This is a genomic window from Xanthobacter autotrophicus ATCC 700552 (assembly GCF_043194565.1).
Taxonomy (GTDB): domain Bacteria; phylum Pseudomonadota; class Alphaproteobacteria; order Rhizobiales; family Xanthobacteraceae; genus Xanthobacter; species Xanthobacter autotrophicus_F.
Genome location: NZ_JBAFVS010000004.1, coordinates 217,553 through 239,707 on the forward strand (window position 1 = coordinate 217,553; position 22,155 = coordinate 239,707).

Genomic DNA, 22,155 nt, shown 5'->3' on the forward strand with positions numbered 1-22,155 from the left:
GCCCGCGCTCTGCGCGGGCCTTTTTTGTTGCGCAAACCCAATGGAGCCGGCGCGCCCCATTCCATGCGGGCGAAGCGTGGCACGACATGTCGCGCCCGTGCTCCCATGTTTGCCCCCATATTTACCGCCGCAGCCGGTTGACCCGGCGGGGAACAGCACGCAGTCTAGGTATATTGTCGACAGGAAGATCGGCGAAAGCTGGCGCAGACCGCTTCAGGCGGAATGAAGCCGGCGGATAAGCGCGCACACGGGGCCTCAGGCGTCCGGTTGGGCGATGGGCAGGGAACGGTCGCGGAGTGCAGGTCGCACGCCTCTCTCACGCCTCACCGTTCCGCTCATGTTGTCACGACTGAAGCTCGACCCGTTCGTCGTCGCTCTCGCGCTCACCGTCTCCCTGGCCCTGGTCTGGCCGCAGCCCGGCGTCACCGGTGGCCTGCTCCATGCCGACAAGGCCGCGAGCTGGGGCGTCGCGGTGATCTTCTTTCTCTACGGCATCTCGCTGTCGCCGAAGCGGCTGCTGGAAAGCGCCGCCCGCTGGGAGCTGCACCTGATCGTGCAACTCGGCACCTTCCTGTTGTTTCCAGCGGTGGTGGTGACGGTGCTGGCCCTGATGGGCGAGCGTCTGCCCGAGGCGGTGGCGACGGGGTTCTTCTTCCTCGCCGCCCTGCCGTCCACGGTCTCCTCCTCGGTGGCCATGACCTCGCTGGCGCGCGGCAACGTGCCGGTGGCCATCTTCAACGCCTCCATCTCCAGCCTCATCGGCGTGTTCGCCACGCCGGTCCTGATGGCCTGGTACCTGCACACGGTGGGCGGGGGCATGGATCTCGGCCCGGTGATCCTGAAGCTGATCATCCTGGTGATCCTGCCGCTGGCGGTGGGGCAGGTCGTCCGGCCGCTGCTGTTGAATCTGGTGGAACGCCATCGCCAGGTGGTGCGCATCGCCGACCGGGCGGTGATTCTGGCCATCGTCTACAATTCGTTCTGCGACAGCGTGGCTGCCGGCGTGTGGAAGGGCCAGAGCCCGGTCCTGCTGCTGGAGATCGTCGCCGGCGTGCTGTTGCTGTTTGCCGTGGTCTACCTGCTGATCGGGATCGCCTGCCGGGTCTTCGGCTTCTCCCGGCCCGACACCATCGCGGTGGTGTTCTGCGCCTCGAAGAAGTCGCTCGCCACCGGGCTGCCCATGGCGCAGGTGATGTTCAACGCCTCGCCGGACCTGTCGCTGATCATCACCCCCATCATGCTCTACCACTTCCTCCAGCTGGTCATCGTCGGCACCCTTGCCGGCCGCAGCGGGGCATTGGAGGCAGAAGAGACCGAGCCGGCGCTCCTCGCCGAGGACAATGACGACCTCATTCCCGAGCCCCAGGGGCGGCGGGCCTCGTCCACCGCCTCTTGAGCGGCGCTCAGGCGGTGGGGATCTCCTCCACCGCCAGCTCGAAGGTGATGAGCACCGGATTGGCGCCCGGTACCAGCCGGCCTTCGGCCAGCACGCCGGTGAAGCTGACGAGGGCGAGGTCGATCTGTGCCGCAAGCACGCCGGAGTCATCCGGTGCCACGACGCCCGAGGTCACGAACACCTCGGTGGCGTAGTCGTCCACCGGTGGGGCATCGACAAAGCGGGCGCCGATGAGGCTGCCCACCCCGCCGCGCAGCCGCCCGCCGACGAAGCCATGGCGACGGCACAGCGCCTCCACTGCCGCGCCGATCTCCACGTTCGGCCGGACGCGCGCGAAGGCGATGCGCGGGCCGCCCTCCGCCGGTGCGATGCGGGCGTGGGGGCTCAAATGGGGGCTTGAATGGGGGGTGAAGAGGGGAAAGTTGGTTTCGGAATCGAAATCGGCGGTGGTCTCCACCTCGGCGGAGCCATAGGCGCGGGCGCGGATGGGGGCGGCCACCACCGTCTCATGGGGCATGATGTGGCCGCCGTGGCGGCTGCCGTCGGGCTCGGTCCAGAAGGCATGGCAATGGATGAAGGGCGCGCCCTCCTTGCGCCCGAAGGTGACGTTGCCGCGATCAAGCCGCGTCTCGCCCGCCGGGGTGAAGGGCGCGCTGTACCAGGCGGCGTGGATCGCATCGGAGGCGGCGGCGGGCATCACATAGGTGAAGGGGCCGAAGCCGCCGCCGGACACTTCCACCTGCGCCGCGCCCATGCCCGCCGCCATGAGCGGCCCGGTGATGGCGGCATTGAGGGTGAGGCCCGGCTCCAGAGTGAAATCCAGCACCTGAAGCCGGCCCACGGCGCTCTCGATGCGCTCCTGCGGCGCCGGCCCCGGCTGAGAAATCCGGCGCATCTCCCCCATGGCGTCCTCCCTATTTGCCCTGTGCGATAGCACGGGCGGAAGCCGCCATCACCCTTCATGCCAACGGCCCCGGTCTTCGCCCGGTGCCGAGAGGGCTTCGCTCAGGCGCCGCGCGGGCTGGCTTCACCCCTCGGGGGGATAGAGATGGACGCCGCCGCAATTGTCGGAGACCGCGAGGCGCGTCCCGGCCGGCGAAAGATGGCCCGGGGTCAGCGGCACCTTGCCGGCGCCGCCGGGAATGTCGAGCACATAGGTGGGCAGCGCGATGCCCGAGAGCCGCCCGCGCAGGGCGCGCATCAGCTCCTGTCCCCGCGCGATGTCGAGCCGGAAATGGGCGGTGCCGGGGGCAAGGTCCGGATGGTGCAGGTAATAGGGCTTCACCCGGCATTCCACCAGGCTGCGAAAGAGGGCGGCGAGGGTGTCCGCGTCGTCGTTCACCCCGCGCAGCAGCACCGACTGGGACAGGAGCGGAATGCCCGCATCGGCCATGCGGGCGAGGGCCGTGCGGGCTGTGGGCGTCAGTTCGCGGGCATGGTTCGCATGCACCGCCACGTAGGAGGTGAGGCCCGGCGCCTTGAGCGCGGCGACGAGCGCATCGCTTACCCGCTCCGGCGCGGCGATGGGCACGCGGGTGTGGAAGCGGACGATCTTCACATGGGGGATGGCGGCAAGGCGCGCCATCACCTCGCCCATGCGGCGGGGGGAGAGCATGAAGGGGTCGCCGCCGGTGAGGATCACCTCCCAGATTTCGGGATGGGCGGCCAGATAGGCGAAGGCCTGCTCCAGCGCCTCGGGCGACAGGGTGGCGGCCGCGCCCGGCCCCACCATCTCGCGGCGGAAGCAGAAGCGGCAATAGACCGCGCACACCCCCACGATCTTCAGCAGCGCCCGGTCCGGGTAACGGTGGACGATGCCCGGCACGGGGCTGTGGGCATCGTCGCCGATGGGGTCGGCCAACTCCTCCGGCCGCGCGTCCAGCTCGGCGGGATGGGGCACGAACTGGCGGGCGATGGGATCGGCCGGGTCGGTGCGATCGATGACGGCGGCCAGCGTCGGCGTCACCGCCACCGCATAGCGTGCCGCCACGCGGGCCAGCGCCTCAAGGTCGCGGGCGTCGGCAAGGCCGGCAGCGACGAGGTCCTCGCCCGAGCGCAGGGTGCCTTGATCGCGGGCGGGCAGAGGCAGAAGGTTTGGCAGCAGAAGGTTTGGCATGGGCGTTGGGGCACCTATATGGGATGCGTCGGGCCTTGCCAATTCACGAGGCCGCCGGAAGGAGCAACGCCATGGACGTGACCGAAAGCGATGTTCTGGCCGCCGCCGAGCGCTGGCGCCGCGAGGGGCGTGGCGTGGCGCTCGCCACCGTGCTGGAAACCTGGGGCTCGGCGCCCCGCCCGGTGGGGAGCCGGCTTGTGATCGATGCGGACGGCAATTTCCTCGGCTCAGTCTCCGGCGGTTGCGTGGAAGGCGCGGTGGTGGGCGAGGCGGCGGAGGTGATCGCCTCCGGCACGCCGCGCACCCTTGAGTTCGGCGTCGCCGACGAGGCCGCCTGGAAGGTGGGCCTGTCCTGCGGCGGCAAGATCGCGGTGTTTGTCGAGCGTGTGGATTGAAAACGGCGGCCGATGACGCGGCGCGTCCTGCGTTATAGTCATCGGGGAAGATGATGCTGCCGGCCCGGCCGGCCGCTCCCTCAGGGAGGATGACCACTTATGCGCCTCGACCTTCTTGCGGCCCTCAACGCGGAACGCGCCGCCCGGCGGGCGTGCGTGGTGGTGACGGAGCTGGAGAACGGCGCCCAGCGCCTGGTCGTGCGTGACCAGGTGGACGGCGATCCGCTCGCCGGCCCCATCCGCGAGGCGCTTGCCATCCGGCGCAGCCGCCTTGTGGGGGAGGGGGCGGGGCGCGCCTTCCTGGCGGTGGAGGTGCCGCCGCCGCGCATGCTGGTGATCGGCGCGGTGCATATCTCCCAGGCGCTGGCGCCCATGGCGCGTCTCGCCGGCTTCGACCTGACCATCATCGACCCGCGCACCGCCTTCGCCACGCCCGAGCGCTTCGGCGATGTGCCGGTGATCGCGGAATGGCCACAGGTCGCCCTGCCGGCCTATGGCCTCGACCCCTTCACCGCCCTTGTCGCCCTGACCCATGACCCGAAGGTGGACGAGCCGGCCCTGATCGCCGCGCTGAAGGCGGGCTGCTTCTATGTGGGCGCGCTGGGTTCCCGCCGCACCCATGCGAAGCGGGTGGAGCGGCTGCAGGTGGCGGGACTCCCGCCGGATGTCATCGGCCGCATCCATGCGCCCATCGGCATGGATATCGGCGCCGCCAGCCCGGCCGAGATCGCGGTGGCAGTGCTCGCCGAGGTGATCCGCGCCCTGCGCTCGGGCACGGCGCATGCGGAAGGAGTTGCGGCGTGAAGTTCGGGTCCCTGCCCTTGTCAGAGGCCGAGGGTGCCATCGCCGCCCATTCGGTGCGGCTCGAGGATGGCGTCCTCAAGAAGGGCACCCGGCTCGGCCCGGACGAGATCGCGCGGCTTAAAGCCGCCGGCTTCCGCGAGGTGGCGGCGGCGCGCCTGGAGCCGGGAGACATGGCGGAAGATGCCGCCGCCCGGCTTTTGGCGGAAGCGGTGGCCGGCCCCCATGTGCGGGCGGACGCCGCCTTCACCGGCCGCGCCAATCTGTTCGCGGAATCATCCGGCGTGCTGCGCGTTTCGGAAGCCGCACTCGACGCCTTCAACGACGTGGACGAGGCCCTCACCCTTGCCACCCTGCGCGATTTCACCCCGGTGGCGGCGGGCGACATGGTGGGGACGGTGAAGATCATCCCCTATGCGGTGCCGGACGGTCTGGTGGACGCGGCGCGGCGGGCATCGGAGGGGCTGTTGTCGGTGGCGCCGTTCCGGCTGAAGCGCGTGGCGGTCATCTCCACCCTGCTGCCGGGCTTCGCCGACAAGGTGGTGGCGAAGACCCTCGCGGTCACGCGCGCCCGCCTCGCCCCCACCGGCGCCGAGGTGGTTTCCGCCGACACCGTGGCCCACCATCCGACCGCGCTGGCGCAAGCCCTCCGGAGGGCGGCGGAGGATGGGGCGGACCTGGTCATCGTCTTCGGCGCCTCGGCCATTGCCGACCGCAACGACGTGATCCCTGCCGCGGTGGTCGCCGCCGGGGGCGAGGTGGTGCGGCTCGGCATGCCGGTGGACCCCGGCAATCTCCTGATGCTCGGCCGGCTGGGCGCCACGCCGGTGCTGGGCGCGCCCGGCTGCGCACGCAGCCCGAAGGAGAACGGCTTCGATTTCGTGCTCATGCGGCTCCTCGCCGGCCTTGAGGTGACCGCCCGCGACATCGCCCGGCTCGGGGCGGGCGGGCTGTTGTCGGACATTGCGGCCCGGCCCCATCCCAGGGCGGAGGGCGACGCGGGACAGGGCTTCGCCGCCGTCATCCTCGCCGCCGGGCGCAGCGCGCGCATGGGGCAGGGGATCAACAAGCTGATGGAGGAGGTGGGGGGCGTGCCGGTGATCCGCCGGGTGGCGGACGCGGCGCTCGCCTCGCGGGCGCGCCCTGTCATCATCGTCACCGGCCATGAGCGCGGGCGCATCGCCGCCGCGCTCGAAGGGCTGGATGTGACCTTCGCGCACAACCCCGATCATGCCAGCGGCATGGCGTCCTCGCTGCGGGCGGGGATCTCCGCGGTGCCCGAGACGGCGGCGGGGGCGCTGGTGGTGCTCGGCGACATGCCGCTCCTCGCCGCGGATATCATCGATCGGCTGATTGCCGCCCATGCGCCCGACGAAGGCCGGCTCATCTGCGTGCCCGTGGATGGCGGGCAGCGGGGCCATCCCGTGTTGTGGTCACGCCGCTATTTCGCCGATCTCGGCGCGCTGGAGGGCGACGTGGGCGCGCGGCACATCCTCGCCGCCAATCAGGATGTGGTGGCGGAAGTGGCCATCGCCGGTGGCGGTGCTTTCCTTGATGTGGATACCCCCCAGCTCCTCGCCCAGGCGCGGGCGGCGGCGGACGAGGAGAAGGTGGTCAGAACGGAGCCGGTATGAGGTGGGTGGCGCCGATGTCCAGGCGCTCGCACATCCATTGCGCCAGCCGCAGGCGGTGGCAGCCTTCCACGTGCCGCTCGTAGCACAGCAGGCAGATGCGCCTGCCCTGGGCGAGGGACGCCAACTCCTCCAGCGCCGCCTGCGCCGGGGCGGTGGCGAGGTGGGCGTCGTAGATGCGCATGAGGGCGTCGTGGTCGCCGCCGCGCGCCGCGAGCCGGCCCTCCTTGGGCGTGCCCAGCGCCCGCAGATGCACATAGGCGACGCCGTGCTCGGCGATGCCCGCCGCCAGCGCCGTCTTGGAAAAGCCCGGCCGGCGGGAGGCCGCCACCGCCCGCACATCCACCAGAAGGTCAACCTTGGCTTCGTCCAGTGCCGCCTGGAAGGCGGATGGGGTGCTCTGCTCGTAGCCGATGGTGAAGAGGTGGGTCGTGCTCATGGGATGATCATGCCGTGAGCGGTGGACGCCGTCACGCCTGCGGCCATCCGATGGTCACAAGCGGGGGACGTGTCCCGGCCGCGCCCAAACGGCCATGGACTTCGGCGCAGGACGTGTGAAATTGACACGCCGCCGGTGCGGAATGGGAACCTCTGCTGAATCAGGGGGTTCATTGGGCGCCGGCCGCACAGAATGTGTGCCCGAAGTACCGCGACCGCCTGGAGCATGTTCGGCAGACACCGGTTGGCTTGAACATGCTCTAAACCTTTGTTTCATCGCAATTCCGGACGCAAAATCGCTTCTCGCTTTTGCTGGAATTGCTCTTGGGAGATGAAGATGCGCTTGTTCCGCTGCGCCGTCTGCGACCAGCTTCTCTACTTTGAGAACCGCCGCTGCGAAAAGTGCGGACACGAACTCGGCTATATCCCTGAAGCCAACGAGATCACCCCCCTTGAAGCGGATGGCGAAGCCTACCGTTCCGTCGACACCGAGGCGCGCTACAAATTCTGCGCCAATGCAGCCCACGACGCCTGCAACTGGCTGATGCCGGCGGATCAGGATGAGGAATATTGCCTCGCCTGCCGCCACAACCGCACGGTGCCGGACCTGACGGTGCCGGAAAACCTGCGCAAATGGCGCAGGATGGAAGTGGCCAAGCACCGGCTGGTCTATTCGTTGCTGCGCCTCAACCTGCCGCTGGAAAGCAACAAGGACCGCGAGGGCGGGCTGTGCTTCGACTTCCTTGCCGATATGCCGGACACGCAGGCGCCCAACGTGATGACCGGGCACGACGAGGGCCTGATCACCATCGCCCTGGTCGAGGCTGACGATGCCGAGCGGGAGCAGCGCAAGAGCGAGCTGGGCGAACTCTACCGCACCGTGCTCGGGCATTTCCGGCACGAGGTGGGCCATTATTACTGGAATCGCCTGGTGCGCGATGCCGGTCGGCTCAATGCTTTTCGCGCCGTGTTCGGAGATGAGAGCGCCGATTACGGGGAAGCGCTGAAGATCTATTACGCTTCCACACCTCCGGCCGACTGGCAGATGAACTATGTTTCGGCCTATGCCACTGCGCATCCGTGGGAGGACTTCGCCGAGACCTTCAAGCACTACATCCACATCGTGGACACGCTGGAAATGGCGGCCGCGTTCGGGGTGGAGGTGCACCCCGGCCTGGACGACACGGGGGAACTGGGCGCCCAGGTGGATTTCAATCCCTACCAGGCCTGCCCGGTGCAGCAGATGGTGGATTCCTGGCTGCCCATCGCCTTTGCGCTCAACAATCTCAACCGCTGCCTCGGCATGTCGGATGCCTATCCGTTCATCCTCGGCCCGGGCGTGATCGCGAAGCTGGGCTTCATCCACGATCTCGCCCACCGTCAGGTGGCGGCGGACCTTGCGGCGGATCCCGCGGCGCCGGCGTCGGAGGATACGGAGATCCCCAAGGGACGCGGCGAGAATGCGGAGGATGCACCCGAGGGCAAGCCGGCATCGGCGGCGGCCTGAGCCTTCCCTCATCAGGCGGCCGGCCCACCGTCCGCCTGATGAGAAGAAAGGGCGAGCCCGCCGGAGCCCGGTGCGCTCGCCCTTTCTGTTTCACGATACGGACGGGGCGGGGGCTATTCGGCCGCCTCCGGCCCCTTGCTGGCACTTTTCGTCGTCTTCTTCGCGGCCGGCTTGGTCGCCGTCTTCTTTGCCGCCGGCTTCTTCGCTGCCGTCTTCGCTGTTGTCTTGGCTGCCGTTTTGGCCGGCGCATCCTCGCCGGATGCGGAGGCCTTGGCCGGCGCCTTGCGGGGCGCCTTCGCCTTGGATGGCGACAAGGCGGCCTTGGCGTCGATGAGGGTCACCGCCTCGGCGAGGGTCAGGGCCTCCGGGTCCGTGGACTTGGGCAGGGTGGCGTTGACCTTGCCATGGTTCACATAAGGCCCGAAGCGGCCCGGCCGCACCGTGATCGGCCCGCCGTGGGTGGGGTGATCGCCCAGGGTGCGCCCCGGCGTCGCCGCCCCGCGTCCGCCCCGGCCCTTGGACTGCTTCTCGGCGATGAGCACCACCGCCCGGTTCAAGCCGACGGCGAGAATGTCGTCGCCGTCCTCGATGTTGGCGTAGGTGCGCCCGTGCTGCACATAGGGGCCGTAGCGCCCGATGCCAGCGAGGATGGGCTCGCCGTCTTCCGGATGCTTGCCCACCTCGCGCGGCAGGGCGAGCAGTTTCAGCGCGGTTTCCAGGTCCACGTCCGCCGGGGCGAGGCCCTTGGGCAGGGAGGAACGCTTGGGCTTCTCCCCGTCCTTGCCTTCGCCGAGCTGGAGATAGGTGCCGAAGCGCCCCGCGCGGATGGTGACCTCCTCGCCGCTCTCCGGATCAATGCCAAGCTCGCGCTTGCCGTCGCCCTCGGGGGCGCCGTCGCCGGTGAGGGGGCGGGTGTGGCGGCACTCGGGATAGTTGGAGCAGCCGATGAAGGCGCCGAACTTGCCCATCTTCAGCGACAGCCGCCCGTTGCCGCAGGTGGGGCACAAGCGCGGGTCGGTGCCGTCCTGCGTGGGCGGGAAGATGTGGGCGGTGAGCATGTCGTCCAGGGCGTCGAGCACCTGGGAAACGCGCAGGTCCTTGGTGGCCTCCACGGCGATGTGGAAGTCCTGCCAGAAGGCGCGCAGCACGTCCTTCCAGTCCAGTTCCGCGGCGGAGACCTCGTCCAGCTTCTCTTCGAGATCGGCGGTGAAGTCGTATTCCACGTAGCGCTTGAAGAAGCTTTCGAGGAAGGCGGTGACCAGCCGTCCCTTGTCCTCGGGCAGGAGGCGCTTCTTCTCGAGCTTCACATATTCGCGGTCGCGCAGCACCGCGAGCACGGCGGCATAGGTGGAGGGCCGGCCGATGCCCAGCTCTTCCATGCGCTTCACCAGCGAGGCTTCCGAATAGCGCGGCGGCGGCTCGGTGAAGTGCTGGGTGGTGAGGATGTCGCGCCGGTCGAGCTTGTCGTTGGCGCTCATGGCCGGCAGGCGGCGGCTCTCCTCGTCGTCGTCCTCGTCGTCCTTGCCCTCGCGATAGAGGGTGAGGAAGCCGTCGAACTTCACCACGGTGCCGGTGGCGGTGAGATCCAGCGTGCGGCCGCCGGCTTTCGCCTCGATATCGGCGGTGGTGCGCTCCAGCTCGGCCGATTCCATCTGGCTCGCGACCGTGCGAATCCAGATCAGCTCATAGAGCTTGGCCTGCTCGCCATCGAGATGACGCGCCGCTTCACGCGGGTGCCGGGAGGGATCGGTGGGGCGGATGGCCTCGTGGGCCTCCTGGGCGTTCTTGGCCTTGGTGGTGTATTTGCGCGGCACGCCGGGCAGATATTTCGGCCCGAACTGCTTGCCGATGGCGCTGCGGGTGGCGGCCACCGCCTCCGGCGCCATGTCCACGCCGTCGGTTCGCATATAGGTGATGAGGCCCACCGTCTCGCCGCCCACGTCCACGCCCTCGTAGAGGCGCTGGGCGATCTGCATGGTGCGGGCGGGGGCGAGGCCCAGCTTGCGGCTCGCCTCCTGCTGCAGGGTGGAGGTGGTGAAGGGCGGCTGCGGATGGCGCCGCATGGGCTTCGCCTCCACCGAGCGCACGCGGAAGTCGGCCGCCTCCAGCGCCGCGCGGAAGGCCTTTGCCTCCTCGGCGGTGCCCACGGAGAGGCGGGTGATCTTCTTGCCGTCCGCGCCCGACAGGCGGGCCTCGAACTCCTCGGCGCGGGGCGTCGCGAGCCTGGCGACGATGGACCAGTATTCCTTCTGGACGAAGGTCTCGATCTCACGCTCGCGGTCGCAGACGAGGCGCAGCGCCACCGACTGCACGCGGCCGGCGGAACGGGCGCCCGGCAGCTTGCGCCACAGCACCGGCGAGAGGGTGAAGCCCACCAGATAGTCGAGGGCGCGGCGGGCGAGATAGGCGTCCACCAGCGCCACGTCGATGGCGCGGGGCGCCTTCATGGCGTCCAGCACGGCCTGCTTGGTGATGGCGTTGAAGACGACGCGCTCGACCTTCTGGCCCTTGAGCGCCTTCTTCTGCTTGAGCACCTCCAGCACGTGCCAGGAGATGGCTTCGCCCTCGCGATCCGGGTCGGTGGCGAGGATGAGGCCATCGGCTCCCTTCACCGCGGCGGCGATCTCGTTGAGCCGCTTCTGCGCCTTGGGGTCCACCTCCCACAGCATGCGGAAGTCCGCATCGGGGTCGACGGAGCCGTCCTTGGAGGGCAGGTCGCGCACGTGGCCGTAGGAGGCGATCACCTCGTAGCCGGGACCGAGATATTTATTGATCGTCTTCGCTTTGGCGGGCGATTCGACGATGACGACCTGCATGACGGACCGTGTCTTTCATAGGGCCGCCGCCCCAGCGCGCGGCCTCAATTGGAATGGCTTCGCCGACGAAACGATGCGCGGTCGCGCATCGTGTTCCGCCGTGGGACTGCCGGCTTCCGCAGCGCGATCCTGATCCCCGCCGGCCGGATCGCGACACCGGGAAGGGGCCGCAACATGGGGAGCGGATCGGCGCGTGTCAAATTCGGCTCCCGCCTTGATGCGGTGTCAGCATCCGGCGAACTTACAACCATAGGTATGTTTTAATATGACACTCAATCTATAAGACGTGCAGAGCTATCCAGTTACGCCGATGGACGGGCCATGACCGACGTGTCCTCCTCTCGCCCCCGCGGCGATCCCGCCTCCGCGGCCGCCTATATTGCGACCATCACGACGGAATTGTCCCGTCTTGCGGAAAACCACGGGCTCACCACCCTCGCCTATATTCTCGAAATGGCCCGGCTCGAAGCCAAGAGCCTGGCTGATGACCCGCTGGCAGGCTCCGAAGGCGGCCTGACGCGCCGTGGTGGCGGGACCTGATCCGCACAGATCCGGCACCGGCCTATTTGAGCGCCACGCGGCCGGTGCCCGGGCGGTCCAGCCGGCCGGCAAGGTCGAGTTCCAGAAGCACGATCTGCACGTCCGCGGCGCTGCAGCCGGACAGGCGCACCAGATCATCGATCAGGGTGGGGGCGGGGCCAAGCAACTCGACGATGCGGGCGCGGGCGTCCTCGCCCGGCATGGCCGGCTCCATGGCTGGCCCCTCCGCCTCGATGGCATCCGGCCCCTGCCGCCCCGCCATGGGCGTGAGGACGCTGATGACGTCCGCAGCCTCGGTGACCAGGGTGGCGCCCTGCTTCAGGAGGCGGTTGGTACCGCCGGCGCGCGGGTCCAGCGGCGAGCCCGGAACGGCGAACACCTCGCGGCCCTGCTCGCCGGCAAGGCGTGCGGTGATCAGCGAGCCGGAGCGCTCGGCCGCCTCCACCACCACCACGCCCAGCGCCATGCCCGACACCAGCCGGTTGCGGCGCGGGAAATCGCGCGCCCGCGCTTCCCAGTTGACCGGCATTTCGGAGACGATGGCGCCGGTTGCGGCGACTTTCTCGATGAGCCCGAGATTCTCCGGCGGATATGGGCGGGCAAGGCCTCCGGCGAACACGCCCACTGTGCCGCCGTCGAGGCTCGCCTCGTGGGCCGCCGCATCGATGCCGCGGGCAAGGCCGGAGACCACCACCCAGCCGGCGCCCGCCAGATCCCGCGCCAGCCGTGCGGCGAAGGAGCGGCCGGCGGCGGAGGCGTTGCGGGCCCCGACAATGGCCACCATGGGCCGCTGCAGCACTTCGCCGCGGCCCTTCACGCAGATCAGCGGCGGCGCGTCGTCGAGCTGGCGCAGGGGGACGGGGTAGTCGGCTTCGCCGGTGGCCACCAGCCGTGCACCGAGGCGGGCGAGGGCCGCCACTTCCGCTTCGGCCTCGGCGAGGTCGGGCACGCGCGGCGGCAGCAGTCGCCCGCCACGGCGCGCGAGGGTCGGCAAGGCTTCCAGCGCCGCAGCGGCGCCGCCGAACTGGTTGATGAGGGCGCGGAAGGTGCGCGGCCCCACATTCTCGGTGCGGATGAGGCGCAGCCAGTCGAGCCGCTGGGCCGGCGAGAGCAGTTCGCCCGGGCCGGGTCCGCCGACCGCGTGGGTGTGTCCGGCCTTGCCCCGTGCCATGGGGCGCCCTAGCCCTTCGCGCCGATCTTGCCCTCGGTCCCTTCGAGGAGGCGGCGGATGTTGGCGTGGTGCTTGATCCACAGCAGGATGGCGAGCAGCGCCAGCAGCAGCGCCAGTCGGTCGTCGACGAGGGCCACAGCGGCCGCCACGCTCGCCACCGAGGCGGTGAGGGCGGAAAGCGAGGAGAAGCGGGTGAAATAGGCCGTTGCCAGCCATGCCGCAGCGAACACAAGCGCCACCGGCCAGGACAGGCCGAGCGTCACCCCCAGGAAGGTGGCGACGCCCTTGCCGCCCTGAAAGCGCAGCCACACCGGGGCGATATGGCCGATAAAGGCGCCGAAGGCCGCCACCATGGCGGCTGGCGCCCCGAGCAAATGGCCGGCTACCAGCACCGCCACGGTGCCCTTGAGAGCATCGAGCAGTAGTGTCGCGGCGGCGAGATCCTTGCGGCCGGTGCGCAGCACGTTGGTGGCGCCGATATTGCCGGAGCCGATGGAGCGGATGTCGCGGGTGCCGGCGAGGCGGGTGAGCAGGAGCCCGAAGGGGATCGAGCCGAGCAGGTAGCCCAACGCCAGTGCCAGGAGCAGCACCGGAGCGGACGACGGGGCATCAGGCATTAAAGACCTCGGAGACGGACCAGAAGGCGAGAGCGCATCGGAGCGCAGCGGATACCGGTTCGCATGACGACACCGCGTCGAGGCGGAACACGCGGGCATCGTCGCTTGTGGGGATGTACGACGATGCCGGAGGCCATCAAACGTATTCGTATACAGTGGCTCCGGCAACGATGGTGCGCAGCACGCGCCCATCGAGCCGGGCTTCGTCGAACGGGGTGTTGCGGCAGCGCGACTTGAGCATGGAGGGTTCCAGCACGTAGGGCATGCCGGGGTCGAACACGGTCACATCCGCCGGGGCGCCGGGGCGCAGCGTGCCGGCATCGAGGCCGAGGATCGCCGCCGGGCGGGTGGAGAGGGCGGCCAACAGGGTCACGAGGTCCACCTGGTCCGCATGCACGAGGCGCAAGGAAGCGGACAGCAGGGTTTCGAGCCCGATGGCGCCGGGCTCCGCCTCGGAGAAGGGCAGGCGCTTGCCTTCCACGTCCTGGGGCAGATGGTCGGAGACCACCACGTCGATGAGTCCGGAGGATATGGCGTGGATCAGCGCCTGGCGGTCCTCCTCCGCCCGCAGCGGAGGGGCAAGCCGGAAATAGGTGCGGTAGGCGCCGATATCCAGCTCGTTGAAGGACAGGTGGTTGATGGTGGCGGAGGCCGTCACCGGCAGGCCGGATTCCTTGGCGCGCTCCAGCACGGCCAGCGATTCGGCGCAGGTGAGCGCCGCCGCGTGGTAGCGCCCGCGGGCCCCGGCCACGAGGCGCACGTCACGCTCCAGCACGATGGTTTCCGCCGCCTTGGGATTGCCGGAGAGGCCGAGGCGAGCGGCAAACGCGCCCTCGTTCATGGCCCCCTGCGACATGCTCGCATCCTCGGTGTGATGCACCAGGAGGGCGTCGAAATCGCGGGCGTAGGTCAGGGTCCGGCGCAGCACCTGGGCGCTTGCCACCGAGCGGTGGCCGTCGGTGAAGGCGACGGCGCCGGCGGCCTGGAGCAGGCCGATCTCGGTCATCTCCTCGCCCCTGAGGCCCTTGGTGATGGCCGCCATGGGGTGCACCCGCACCACCGCCGTGTCCCGCGCCCGGCGCAGGATGAAGTCGACGATGGCCGGGTCGTCCACCGCCGGGTCGGTGGTGGGCTGGCAGATGATGGTGGTGACACCGCCGGCCGCCGCCGCGTGGCTGGCGGAGGCCAGCGTCTCGCGATGCTCGGCGCCGGGCTCGCCCACGAAGGCGCACATGTCGACGAGGCCGGGCGCGACCACGGCGCCCCTGCAGTCCACCACCTCGGCGCCGTCCGGCACGCCCGAGGCGGCGATGCCGAAGCCGGCATCCTTGATGACGCCCTCGGCGAGATACACATCGCCGTGGAAATCCGAGCCGCGGGACGGGTCAATGACCCGCGCGTTGACCAGCAGCAGCGGGCGGGGATCGCGGGAGAACAGGCGGCCGTCACGCATTGGGCAGCTTCCGGGCGAGGGTGTCGAGCACGGCCATGCGCACGGCGACGCCCATCTCCACCTGCTCGCGGATGAGGGAGCGCGGGCCGTCCGCCACCGCCGAATCGATCTCCACGCCCCGGTTCATGGGGCCGGGATGCATCACCAGCGCGTCCGGCGCGGCGTGGCGGAGCTTCAGTTCGTCGAGGCCGAAATAGTGGAAATATTCCTTCACCGAGGGGATGAAGGAGCCGGCCATGCGCTCGCGCTGGAGGCGCAGCATCATCACGATGTCCGCATCCCTGAGGCCTTCTTCCATGGTGCGGAACACCTCGACGCCAAGGCTCTCGATGCCCGCCGGCAGCAGGGTGGAGGGCGCCACCACCCGCACCTTCGCGCCGAGGGTGTGGAGCAGGATGATGTTGGAGCGCGCCACCCGCGAGTGCAGCACGTCGCCGCAGATGGCGACGGTGAGGCCGGTGATGCGGCCCTTGTTGCGGCGGATGGTGAGGGCATCCAGCAGCGCCTGGGTGGGGTGCTCGTGGGCGCCGTCGCCGGCATTCACGACGCAGCAGTCCACCTTGCGCGCCAGAAGCGCCACCGCGCCGGACGCGTGGTGCCGCACCACCAATATGTCGGGGTGCATGGCATTCAGCGTGATGGCGGTGTCGATCAGCGTCTCGCCCTTCTTCACGGAGGACGAGCCCACCGACATGTTCATCACGTCCGCCCCGAGCCGCTTTCCGGCGATCTCGAAGGAGGACTGGGTGCGGGTGGAGGCCTCGAAGAACAGGTTGATCTGGGTGCGGCCGCGAAGCGTGGTGCGCTTCTTCTCGATCTGCCGGTTGAGTTCGACGAACTCCTCGGCAAGGTCGAGCAGACCTGTGATCTCGCTGGCGATGAGGCCTTCGATGCCGAGAAGATCCCGGCCGGAGAGGGTGAAGGCGGAAGCAGCATGCATGGCAGGCGGCAGGCATAGAGGCATGCGGCCCGCCGGGCAAGGGAGGCGGACGACGCAAGCGCGGCAAGAGCCGGTCGTTTTTCGGACGAAGCCGGCCGTCGCCCCACCCCGCCACCGCGCGGGGGCTTCAGGGATCGTTCACCATTCGAGCACAACTCTTCCCGGAAACACCCGCGCGGCGCCACACTTTGGGACGAAGTCGCGCCGAGCCTGAGATGGAACCGGGGATGCCGGTTTCAGGGATTGTTTCTCGGGGCCTTCAGGGCCTGCGACGTTTGGGAGTTGCTCTCATGTCTTCTCTCCTCCGGGCGAAGCTCGTGGCGCTGGCCGTGGCGGCGGCCGCGGCCACGGGCGCGGCATCGACGGGCCATGCCGCCGCCATCGGCACGGGCGCGCTGGCGCTCGCGCCGGGCCAGGCTGCCTCCGTCACCGATGTGGGCTATTGGCATCGCGGCCGCTATTACAACGGCCCTTACCGCGGTTACGGCGGCCCCTATCGCGGCGGCTGCTGGAATTGCGGCGGCGGCAATGGTGCGGCGGTGGGCGCGGGTGTCGCCCTCGGCATTCTGGGCGCAGCCGCCATCGCCGGTGCCGCCTCGGCTCCGCCGCCCCCGGTCTATTACGAGGAAGAGCCGGAGGTTTATTACCAGCCGGCGCCGCGCGTCTATCTGGAGCCGGCCCCGCAACCCCGCAGCTGCTGGGTCGCCACCGGCCCCGGCGGTGGTGGCTACTGGTCACCCTGCTGAGGCAGGATGGCGGGCGCGATTCGAAAAGGGCGGCTTCGGCCGTCCTTTTTTTTGGAACGCTCAGGCGAGAAGCTTCGCCACCGCCACCACCAGCGGCAGGGTGAATGCGGCGGCGACGATCTGGAGGGTGAGGATTTCCGCCAGCATGGGCGCATCGCCGCCCATCTGGCGGGCCAGCACATAGCCGTTGGGCGCGGACGGCACGGCGGCGGTGATGGCCACCACCACCAACTCCGTGCCCGAGAGGCCGAAGGCCAGCGCCAGCAGGAGCGCGATGGCCGGCTTCACCAGAAGCTTCAATCCCAGGCTCGCCAGCACGATGGGGCGCGGCCGTGCCAGTCGGTCCAGCACCAGCCCGCCGCCCACCACCAGCAGCCCCAGCGCCAGGGAGGCGCGACCCAGCACGTCGCCGAATTCCAGCAGCACGCCGGGCACGGGGAAGTGGGTCGCGTTCAGCGCAGCCCCTGCCGCACAGGCCCAGATGTAGGGGTTGCGGGCGAGCTGCCCGGCCACATAGGCGAAAGTGGGCGGGTGGCGGCCCGAAAAGCTCGCCAGCACCAGCACGGCGATCACGTTCACCACCGGGATCATGGCCACCAGGGCCAGCGCCGAGATGGTGATGCCCGCCGGTCCGTAGAGCCCACCGGCCACCGCCAGCACGATATAGGTGTTCCAGCGCACCGCCCCCTGGAACAGGGAGGTGAAGCCCGGCCCGTCCGCCGCCAGCGCCGCGATCAGCGGCCGGTGGGCGAGCAGGATGAGGCCCGAGAGCACCACCACCGAGCCGATGAGCGCCCCGCCGACCGCCAGCACGTTCACCTTGCTGAGATCGGCCTTCACCGCCGAGACCACGAGCAGGGCCGGGAACAGCACGAAATAGGTAAGCTTTTCCAGCGCCGCCCAGTGGGCGGGATCCTTCAGGAGGATCCGGCGCAGCACGGCACCGAGGGCGATGACGAGGAAGACGGGCGTGAGTGCGCTGAAGATGAGGTCCATGGGCCGACGCATAACGTGCCTGCCGTTCGGCGGCAGGCAATTAGTTCCCTTTAGGCGGGCGGATCGGGGAAATCCACCGTCCCGAAACGGGACATGCGCCTCGCCGGACTGGAACACCGGGGAACAGGCGGTGATCGAATCAGCCCACGGGGCCGGTTTCGGATTCGTTCCCGGCGGGGCGGAGCAGGTGGCGGGAGAGGAAGCCCAGCGCCCCTTCCAGGATGAAGGCAGCGGCGTGCTGGTCCACCACGGCGGCGCGGCGGGCACGGCTGACATCGGCGGAGATCAGCGCCCGCTCCACCGCCGCGGTGGACAGGCGCTCGTCCCACAGGGCGATGGGCAGCGGCGTCAGGCGGGCGAGGTTGCGGGCAAAGGCGCGGCTCGCCTGGGCGCGGGGGCCTTCGGACGCGTCCATGTTGAGCGGCAGGCCGAGCACGAAGCCCACCGCCCGCCGCTCCGCCGCAAGCACGAGCAATCGCTGGGCATCGGCGGTGAACTTGGTGCGTTGCACCGTCTCCACCACGGTGGCCACCCGGCGGTCGGGATCGCAGGAGGCGACGCCGATGGTCTTGGTGCCGAGGTCGAGCCCGAGCAGCGCGCCGCGCGGCGGCAGCAGCGGCGCGATATCGGCCAGCGGGCCCACGGGGGTGGGGGAGGCGGGGTGCGTCATTGCGTATGGCTAACGCATTTTGGGGCAGGGGTGAATGTGGGCCGCTCGCCGCTTCAAGGGGAAATGTCGAGACCTAGCTCCGCCGCCACCACCCCGAGTCGTCGGTCCCTGGTCCAAAGGCGTGTATCAGGCGTCAGGCGCACCGAGGCGATGAGATGGGCATCCACAAGGCCGATGCCGCGGCCACGCAGGCTCGCTGCCTCGATCAGCCCGAGCACCTCTGCGTCATTCGCCACGATGGCGCCCGGCAAATCCCCAAGGGCGTCCAAGATGGTGCCACGGTTGCGGAAATTTCCAAGGGCCAGCTCGCCGAGGACGAAGGGATGGATGAGAATCTCTCCGGCTTCGAGCAACTCGGCGAGGCGCGTCTCACCGGCGCGGAAATGGTCGATCCAGATCGACGTATCGACGAGAATCATGCCTCGCCGGGCCGGCGACGGCGCACCGGTTCCAGCTGCGGCTCGCTTCCGCCCAGCCGAGCCAGGCGCCGTGCGCTTTCGCGGGCGATGAGCGCCTTCAGGGCCTCCCGGATCAAGGCGGATTTTTCCGTCATGCCTGTCAGCGCCTGGGCCTTCGCGAGCAGATCGTCGTCGATGGCGAGGGTTGTCCGCATGGCAAAGGCACTCCCGCACGCTGGTTGAGCATCAATTATAGCATCAATTGATGCGAAAATCCGTGCGGCTGCGGCGGTGCGCGCCATCCGGAGCCGCCTCGCTTTCCGCCGCAAACCCTTCCACCGCGGCATACCCCTTGCTATAGCGGCGGGCAGCTTTTGGGAGCGTATCATGTCCGTCGATCAGGCGACCGTCCGCCGGGTGGCCCATCTTGCGCGCATCTCGGTGCGCGAGGACGAACTCGGCCATCTTCAGAATGAGCTTAACGCCATCCTCGAATTCGTCGAGCAACTGGCCGATCTCGACGTGTCCGGCGTCGAGCCTTTGACCAGCGTGGTGCCCGTGGAACTGCCCATGCGCGAGGATGTGGTCACCGACGGCCACTGCCCCGAAAAGGTCCTCGCCAACGCGCCCGACGCCGAGGGCGGCTTCTTTACCGTGCCGAAGGTGGTGGAATGACCAAGCTTACACAGCTCACCCTCACCCAGGCCCGCGAAGGCCTCGCCCAGGGCGAGTTCACCTCCGTCGAGCTGACGCAGGCCTATCTCAAGGCCATGGAGGCGGCCCGTCCCCTCAATGCCTATGTGCTGGAGACGCCCGAAATCGCCCTCGACATGGCGAAGGAGAGCGACCGGCGCATCGCCGCCGGCGAGACCGGTCCGCTGGAGGGCATTCCCCTCGGCATCAAGGACATGTTCGCCACGCAAGGCGTGCGCACCACGGCCTGCGCGAAGATCCTCGACAATTTCATCCCGCAGTACGAATCCACTGTCACCTCGCACCTGTGGCGCGACGGGGCGGTGCTGCTGGGCAAGCTCAACAACGACGAGTTCGCCATGGGCTCGTCCAACGAGACCTCGGCGTTCGGCCCTGTCGTCTCGCCCTGGCGGCGCGACGGGGACGAGACCCCGCTGGTGCCCGGCGGCTCCTCCGGGGGCTCGGCGGCGGCGGTGGCGGCCTTCCTGTGCGCGGGGGCGACGGGCACCGACACCGGCGGCTCCATCCGCCAGCCGGCGGCCTTCACCGGCACCGTTGGCATCAAGCCCACCTATGGGCGCTGCTCGCGTTGGGGCATCGTGGCTTTCGCCTCGTCCCTCGATCAGGCTGGCCCGTTCGCTCGCACAGTGAACGACGCGGCGGTGCTGCTGAAATCCATGGCGGGCTACGACCCCAAGGATTCCACCTGCGTCAACCGGCCGGTGCCGGACTATGAGGCGGCGGTGGGCGCCTCCATCAAGGGCAAGAAGATCGGCATTCCGCGCGAATACCGCATGGATGGCATGGCCGACGAGATCGACACCCTCTGGAGCGAAGGCGCCCGCTTCCTGAAGGACGCGGGGGCGGAAATCGTCGACATCTCGCTGCCCCATACCCGGTACGCCTTGCCGGCCTACTACATCGTGGCGCCGGCGGAGGCCTCCTCCAACCTCGCCCGCTATGACGGTGTGCGCTTTGGCGAGCGCGTGCCGGGCAAGGACGTGGTGGAGATGTACGAGAACACCCGCGCCGCCGGCTTCGGTCCGGAGGTGCGCCGCCGTATCATGATCGGCACCTATGTGCTCTCGGCCGGCTATTACGACGCCTACTATCTGCGCGCGCAGAAGGTGCGCAGTCTGATCAAGCGCGACTTCGACCAGGTGTTCGCCCAGGGCGTCGACGCGGTGCTCACCCCGGCGACGCCGTCGCCCGCCTTCGGCATCGGCGAGAAGCTGAAGGCCGACCCGGTGGAGATGTATCTCAACGACGTCTTCACCGTGACGGTGAACATGGCGGGCCTGCCCGGCATCGCCGTCCCCGCCGGCCTGTCGGCGGACGGGCTGCCGCTCGGCCTCCAGCTCATCGGCCGGCCGTTCGAGGAGGAGACCCTGTTCTCCCTCGCCGAGGTGATCGAGGAAGCGGCCGGCCGCTTCCCGGTGGACAAGATGTGGTGGCGCGGCTGAGGACAGCCGCAGTCGAATAGCACCCGCACGCAAGTGCGGGTGCGCCTATCCCAGCCGCTTCTTGATGGAGCGGCTGAGGCGGCGGACGGTGCCGTCCCATTCCGCCTTGAGGGTGGTATGGCCGCCGCGCAGCGCCCGCCAGCGCCCCACCAGGGACTTGGACAGGAACTTCGCAAGGCCGCTCTCCCCTGACCCCTGCCGGGAGGCTGCGCCGCCGGCCTCAAGACGGCTGAGGGCGGCGATGACCGTATCGACGGCGGAGGCGGCCTTGTCATAAGGCCGGATGGCGGCGAGGGCATCGTAGCGCCGCGCCGCGCCCAGCCGCTCGAACGGCCGCTGCACCGTATCCTCCGGCCCGGTCGCGCCCATGTAGCAGGCGGTGATGGCCTCCAGGCTGTCGAGCCTGAGGCCGGGATTCGCCCGCAGCAGCGCCATGGCCCCCATGGGCCCCAGCGCCGTGGTGGCGGGATCGTAGTCCGGCCGGGTCCGCCAGCGGCAATAGGCCACCAGCGTTTTGGAAACGATCTGGTCGTGGCTGCGCACCGGGAAATGGGCGAGGGCGACCGACTGCAGCTGATGCACCACCACCTTGCGCCGGAAGCAGAAGGCGGCGTGGTTGCCGTCCTCGATCTTCAGTTCGTCGTTGGCGGCGACGCTCGCCGGCAGCATCACCTTGGCGCTGAAGCCAGTGAGCTTCTGGGTGCGGTCCGAGACGAAGCTGAAGGGATCGGGAATCTGGTCCAGCGGGCGGGGTAGGTAGTTCCACATGCGCAAGCCCCCGGCCTGGGATTCGGGCAGGCTGACCAGCTCCGCTTCGAGGGTGGCGCGGTTTGGCGTGGTGAGGAATTCGTCGCCATCCAGCAGGAAGGCGAAATCCCACCGCTCCACGGCGTAGGCGCGTTGCAGCAGGCCCCTGGTGCGCGCCGCCTGGAAATAGGCGGCCTCCTGCGGGCCGTCGAACACGCTCACCGCCAGCCCTTCCGCCGCGAGGGCGTCGAGGATGGCGCGGGTGCCGTCGCGGCTGTGGTCGTCCTCGATGAAGAGGTGATCAACCACCGCGAGGTTGTGCCGCACGAACGCCTCGATCACGTCCGCCTCGTCGCGGACGATGGCGACGGCGGCGAGCCGCAGGCCGTTCGGCGCGGAGGGGGAGGGCGATGGGACGCCGGATGTTGACGCGGTCATGAATGGGAGTGAGATGGGGTTCTCATTGGCGCCTGCTATAGCACCGGCCGCGCGGCGAGGCGAGGCGGCAAACCACGGCCATGAGCGCGCTCCAGACTTGAGGAAAGAGACCGCCTTATCCGATCCGATTGCGGTGCAATCCGATCGGGGCGTGCTCGAGCGTTGCGCGCGCTCCCCGTTGGG

Annotated in this window: 22 protein-coding genes; 9 read left to right on the forward strand and 13 right to left on the reverse strand. The window is 69.3% G+C overall.

Annotation, left to right across the window (positions count from 1 at the left end):
• Window positions 1-337: 337 nt before the first annotated feature.
• The gene (locus tag V5F48_RS06230) at window positions 338-1,396 is read left to right on the forward strand and encodes a bile acid:sodium symporter family protein (RefSeq protein ID WP_394257990.1); all 1,059 of its coding nucleotides are present in this window, start codon (window positions 338-340) and stop codon (window positions 1,394-1,396) included.
• A gap of 7 nt (window positions 1,397-1,403) precedes the next feature.
• Here the strand turns inward: V5F48_RS06230 and V5F48_RS06235 are convergent, their stop codons facing one another.
• The gene (locus V5F48_RS06235; protein ID WP_394257991.1) at window positions 1,404-2,300 is read right to left on the reverse strand and encodes a PPC domain-containing DNA-binding protein; all 897 of its coding nucleotides are present in this window, start codon (window positions 2,298-2,300) and stop codon (window positions 1,404-1,406) included.
• 123 nt (window positions 2,301-2,423) lie between these two features.
• Window positions 2,424-3,512, reverse strand: a complete 1,089-nt coding sequence (locus tag V5F48_RS06240; RefSeq protein ID WP_394257992.1) for a lysine-2,3-aminomutase-like protein — start codon at window positions 3,510-3,512, stop codon at window positions 2,424-2,426.
• 71 nt (window positions 3,513-3,583) lie between these two features.
• On the opposite strand from V5F48_RS06240, the gene V5F48_RS06245 reads away from it, so the two are divergent.
• The 3 genes from V5F48_RS06245 to V5F48_RS06255 all read left to right on the forward strand — a co-directional run bounded on the left by V5F48_RS06245 (window position 3,584) and on the right by V5F48_RS06255 (window position 6,342).
• Window positions 3,584-3,907, forward strand: coding sequence for an XdhC family protein (locus tag V5F48_RS06245; RefSeq protein WP_394257993.1), 324 nt, complete (start codon window positions 3,584-3,586; stop codon window positions 3,905-3,907).
• 99 nt (window positions 3,908-4,006) lie between these two features.
• Entirely contained in the window at window positions 4,007-4,711 is a 705-nt protein-coding gene (locus tag V5F48_RS06250) for an XdhC family protein (RefSeq protein WP_394257994.1), read from the forward strand.
• A complete protein-coding gene (locus V5F48_RS06255) occupies window positions 4,708-6,342 on the forward strand; it encodes an NTP transferase domain-containing protein (protein WP_394257995.1) in 1,635 nt (544 codons plus the stop codon). The genes V5F48_RS06250 and V5F48_RS06255 overlap by 4 nt, the downstream gene beginning before the upstream one ends.
• Here V5F48_RS06255 and V5F48_RS06260 read toward each other — a convergent pair.
• A complete protein-coding gene (locus V5F48_RS06260) occupies window positions 6,323-6,778 on the reverse strand; it encodes a DUF488 domain-containing protein (RefSeq protein ID WP_394257996.1) in 456 nt (151 codons plus the stop codon). The genes V5F48_RS06255 and V5F48_RS06260 overlap by 20 nt on opposite strands.
• Before the next feature lie 336 nt (window positions 6,779-7,114).
• Between V5F48_RS06260 and V5F48_RS06265 the strand changes: the two genes are divergently transcribed.
• On the forward strand, window positions 7,115-8,284 hold the full coding sequence (locus tag V5F48_RS06265) for a zinc-binding metallopeptidase family protein (protein WP_394257997.1): 1,170 nt from the start codon (window positions 7,115-7,117) through the stop codon (window positions 8,282-8,284).
• Between the two features lie 113 nt (window positions 8,285-8,397).
• Here the strand turns inward: V5F48_RS06265 and topA are convergent, their stop codons facing one another.
• The gene (gene topA, locus V5F48_RS06270) at window positions 8,398-11,100 is read right to left on the reverse strand and encodes a type I DNA topoisomerase (protein ID WP_394257998.1); all 2,703 of its coding nucleotides are present in this window, start codon (window positions 11,098-11,100) and stop codon (window positions 8,398-8,400) included.
• A gap of 321 nt (window positions 11,101-11,421) precedes the next feature.
• On the opposite strand from topA, the gene V5F48_RS06275 reads away from it, so the two are divergent.
• Window positions 11,422-11,640, forward strand: a complete 219-nt coding sequence (locus V5F48_RS06275; RefSeq protein ID WP_282642313.1) for a hypothetical protein — start codon at window positions 11,422-11,424, stop codon at window positions 11,638-11,640.
• Window positions 11,641-11,662: 22 nt separating this feature from the next.
• On the opposite strand, the gene dprA is transcribed toward V5F48_RS06275, so the two are convergent.
• The 4 genes from dprA to V5F48_RS06295 form a co-directional block, all read right to left on the reverse strand.
• Window positions 11,663-12,811, reverse strand: a complete 1,149-nt coding sequence (dprA, locus tag V5F48_RS06280; protein WP_394257999.1) for a DNA-processing protein DprA — start codon at window positions 12,809-12,811, stop codon at window positions 11,663-11,665.
• 8 nt (window positions 12,812-12,819) lie between these two features.
• Window positions 12,820-13,428: a glycerol-3-phosphate 1-O-acyltransferase PlsY gene (gene plsY / locus V5F48_RS06285; RefSeq protein WP_394258000.1), complete on the reverse strand. Its 609-nt coding sequence runs from the start codon at window positions 13,426-13,428 to the stop codon at window positions 12,820-12,822.
• A gap of 136 nt (window positions 13,429-13,564) precedes the next feature.
• Window positions 13,565-14,881, reverse strand: a complete 1,317-nt coding sequence (locus tag V5F48_RS06290) for a dihydroorotase (RefSeq protein WP_394258001.1) — start codon at window positions 14,879-14,881, stop codon at window positions 13,565-13,567.
• Window positions 14,874-15,821: an aspartate carbamoyltransferase catalytic subunit gene (locus V5F48_RS06295; protein ID WP_394109930.1), complete on the reverse strand. Its 948-nt coding sequence runs from the start codon at window positions 15,819-15,821 to the stop codon at window positions 14,874-14,876. The genes V5F48_RS06290 and V5F48_RS06295 overlap by 8 nt, the downstream gene beginning before the upstream one ends.
• Window positions 15,822-16,111: 290 nt before the next feature.
• Between V5F48_RS06295 and V5F48_RS06300 the strand changes: the two genes are divergently transcribed.
• On the forward strand, window positions 16,112-16,567 hold the full coding sequence (locus tag V5F48_RS06300) for a hypothetical protein (RefSeq protein ID WP_394258002.1): 456 nt from the start codon (window positions 16,112-16,114) through the stop codon (window positions 16,565-16,567).
• A gap of 60 nt (window positions 16,568-16,627) precedes the next feature.
• Here V5F48_RS06300 and V5F48_RS06305 read toward each other — a convergent pair whose 3' ends face one another.
• From V5F48_RS06305 to V5F48_RS06320, 4 genes are all read right to left on the reverse strand, one after another.
• A complete protein-coding gene (locus V5F48_RS06305; RefSeq protein ID WP_394258003.1) occupies window positions 16,628-17,563 on the reverse strand; it encodes an AEC family transporter in 936 nt (311 codons plus the stop codon).
• A 139-nt stretch (window positions 17,564-17,702) separates the two neighbouring features.
• Window positions 17,703-18,233 carry a Holliday junction resolvase RuvX gene (gene ruvX / locus V5F48_RS06310; protein WP_394109933.1) on the reverse strand — a complete coding sequence of 177 codons (531 nt, stop codon included), beginning with the start codon at window positions 18,231-18,233 and terminating at the stop codon, window positions 17,703-17,705.
• Window positions 18,234-18,286: 53 nt separating this feature from the next.
• Complete coding sequence (locus V5F48_RS06315) at window positions 18,287-18,652, reverse strand: type II toxin-antitoxin system VapC family toxin (RefSeq protein ID WP_394258004.1); 366 nt, start codon at window positions 18,650-18,652, stop codon at window positions 18,287-18,289.
• Entirely contained in the window at window positions 18,649-18,933 is a 285-nt protein-coding gene (locus V5F48_RS06320) for a type II toxin-antitoxin system VapB family antitoxin (protein ID WP_394258005.1), read from the reverse strand. The genes V5F48_RS06315 and V5F48_RS06320 overlap by 4 nt, the downstream gene beginning before the upstream one ends.
• Before the next feature lie 85 nt (window positions 18,934-19,018).
• Between V5F48_RS06320 and gatC the strand changes: the two genes are divergently transcribed.
• Both gatC and gatA read left to right on the forward strand, forming a co-directional pair.
• Window positions 19,019-19,306 carry an Asp-tRNA(Asn)/Glu-tRNA(Gln) amidotransferase subunit GatC gene (gene gatC, locus V5F48_RS06325; protein WP_012115897.1) on the forward strand — a complete coding sequence of 96 codons (288 nt, stop codon included), beginning with the start codon at window positions 19,019-19,021 and terminating at the stop codon, window positions 19,304-19,306.
• Window positions 19,303-20,787 (forward strand): Asp-tRNA(Asn)/Glu-tRNA(Gln) amidotransferase subunit GatA, encoded by a 1,485-nt coding sequence (gene gatA / locus V5F48_RS06330; protein ID WP_394258006.1) that lies wholly within the window; start codon window positions 19,303-19,305, stop codon window positions 20,785-20,787. The genes gatC and gatA overlap by 4 nt, the downstream gene beginning before the upstream one ends.
• A 45-nt stretch (window positions 20,788-20,832) precedes the next feature.
• Here the strand turns inward: gatA and V5F48_RS06335 are convergent, their stop codons facing one another.
• Window positions 20,833-21,972 (reverse strand): glycosyltransferase family 2 protein, encoded by a 1,140-nt coding sequence (locus V5F48_RS06335; RefSeq protein ID WP_394258007.1) that lies wholly within the window; start codon window positions 21,970-21,972, stop codon window positions 20,833-20,835.
• Window positions 21,973-22,155: the final 183 nt, after the last annotated feature.

Bases quoted from the DNA above. Each gene is read 5' to 3' on its own strand.
- V5F48_RS06230 (WP_394257990.1), top strand. From the start codon at position 338: ATGTTGTCACGACTGAAGCTCGACCCGTTCGTCGTCGCTCTCGCGCTC.
- V5F48_RS06235 (WP_394257991.1), bottom strand. From the start codon at position 2,300: ATGGGGGAGATGCGCCGGATTTCTCAGCCGGGGCCGGCGCCGCAGGAG.
- V5F48_RS06240 (WP_394257992.1), bottom strand. From the start codon at position 3,512: ATGCCAAACCTTCTGCTGCCAAACCTTCTGCCTCTGCCCGCCCGCGAT.
- V5F48_RS06245 (WP_394257993.1), top strand. From the start codon at position 3,584: ATGGACGTGACCGAAAGCGATGTTCTGGCCGCCGCCGAGCGCTGGCGC.
- V5F48_RS06250 (WP_394257994.1), top strand. From the start codon at position 4,007: ATGCGCCTCGACCTTCTTGCGGCCCTCAACGCGGAACGCGCCGCCCGG.
- V5F48_RS06260 (WP_394257996.1), bottom strand. From the start codon at position 6,778: ATGAGCACGACCCACCTCTTCACCATCGGCTACGAGCAGAGCACCCCA.
- V5F48_RS06265 (WP_394257997.1), top strand. From the start codon at position 7,115: ATGCGCTTGTTCCGCTGCGCCGTCTGCGACCAGCTTCTCTACTTTGAG.
- topA (WP_394257998.1), bottom strand. From the start codon at position 11,100: ATGCAGGTCGTCATCGTCGAATCGCCCGCCAAAGCGAAGACGATCAAT.
- V5F48_RS06275 (WP_282642313.1), top strand. From the start codon at position 11,422: ATGACCGACGTGTCCTCCTCTCGCCCCCGCGGCGATCCCGCCTCCGCG.
- dprA (WP_394257999.1), bottom strand. From the start codon at position 12,811: ATGGCACGGGGCAAGGCCGGACACACCCACGCGGTCGGCGGACCCGGC.
- plsY (WP_394258000.1), bottom strand. From the start codon at position 13,428: ATGCCTGATGCCCCGTCGTCCGCTCCGGTGCTGCTCCTGGCACTGGCG.
- V5F48_RS06290 (WP_394258001.1), bottom strand. From the start codon at position 14,881: ATGCGTGACGGCCGCCTGTTCTCCCGCGATCCCCGCCCGCTGCTGCTG.
- V5F48_RS06295 (WP_394109930.1), bottom strand. From the start codon at position 15,821: ATGCATGCTGCTTCCGCCTTCACCCTCTCCGGCCGGGATCTTCTCGGC.
- V5F48_RS06300 (WP_394258002.1), top strand. From the start codon at position 16,112: ATGTCTTCTCTCCTCCGGGCGAAGCTCGTGGCGCTGGCCGTGGCGGCG.
- V5F48_RS06305 (WP_394258003.1), bottom strand. From the start codon at position 17,563: ATGGACCTCATCTTCAGCGCACTCACGCCCGTCTTCCTCGTCATCGCC.
- ruvX (WP_394109933.1), bottom strand. From the start codon at position 18,233: ATGACGCACCCCGCCTCCCCCACCCCCGTGGGCCCGCTGGCCGATATC.
- V5F48_RS06315 (WP_394258004.1), bottom strand. From the start codon at position 18,652: ATGATTCTCGTCGATACGTCGATCTGGATCGACCATTTCCGCGCCGGT.
- V5F48_RS06320 (WP_394258005.1), bottom strand. From the start codon at position 18,933: ATGGCGCGCACCGCCGCAGCCGCACGGATTTTCGCATCAATTGATGCT.
- gatC (WP_012115897.1), top strand. From the start codon at position 19,019: ATGTCCGTCGATCAGGCGACCGTCCGCCGGGTGGCCCATCTTGCGCGC.
- gatA (WP_394258006.1), top strand. From the start codon at position 19,303: ATGACCAAGCTTACACAGCTCACCCTCACCCAGGCCCGCGAAGGCCTC.
- V5F48_RS06335 (WP_394258007.1), bottom strand. From the start codon at position 21,972: ATGACCGCGTCAACATCCGGCGTCCCATCGCCCTCCCCCTCCGCGCCG.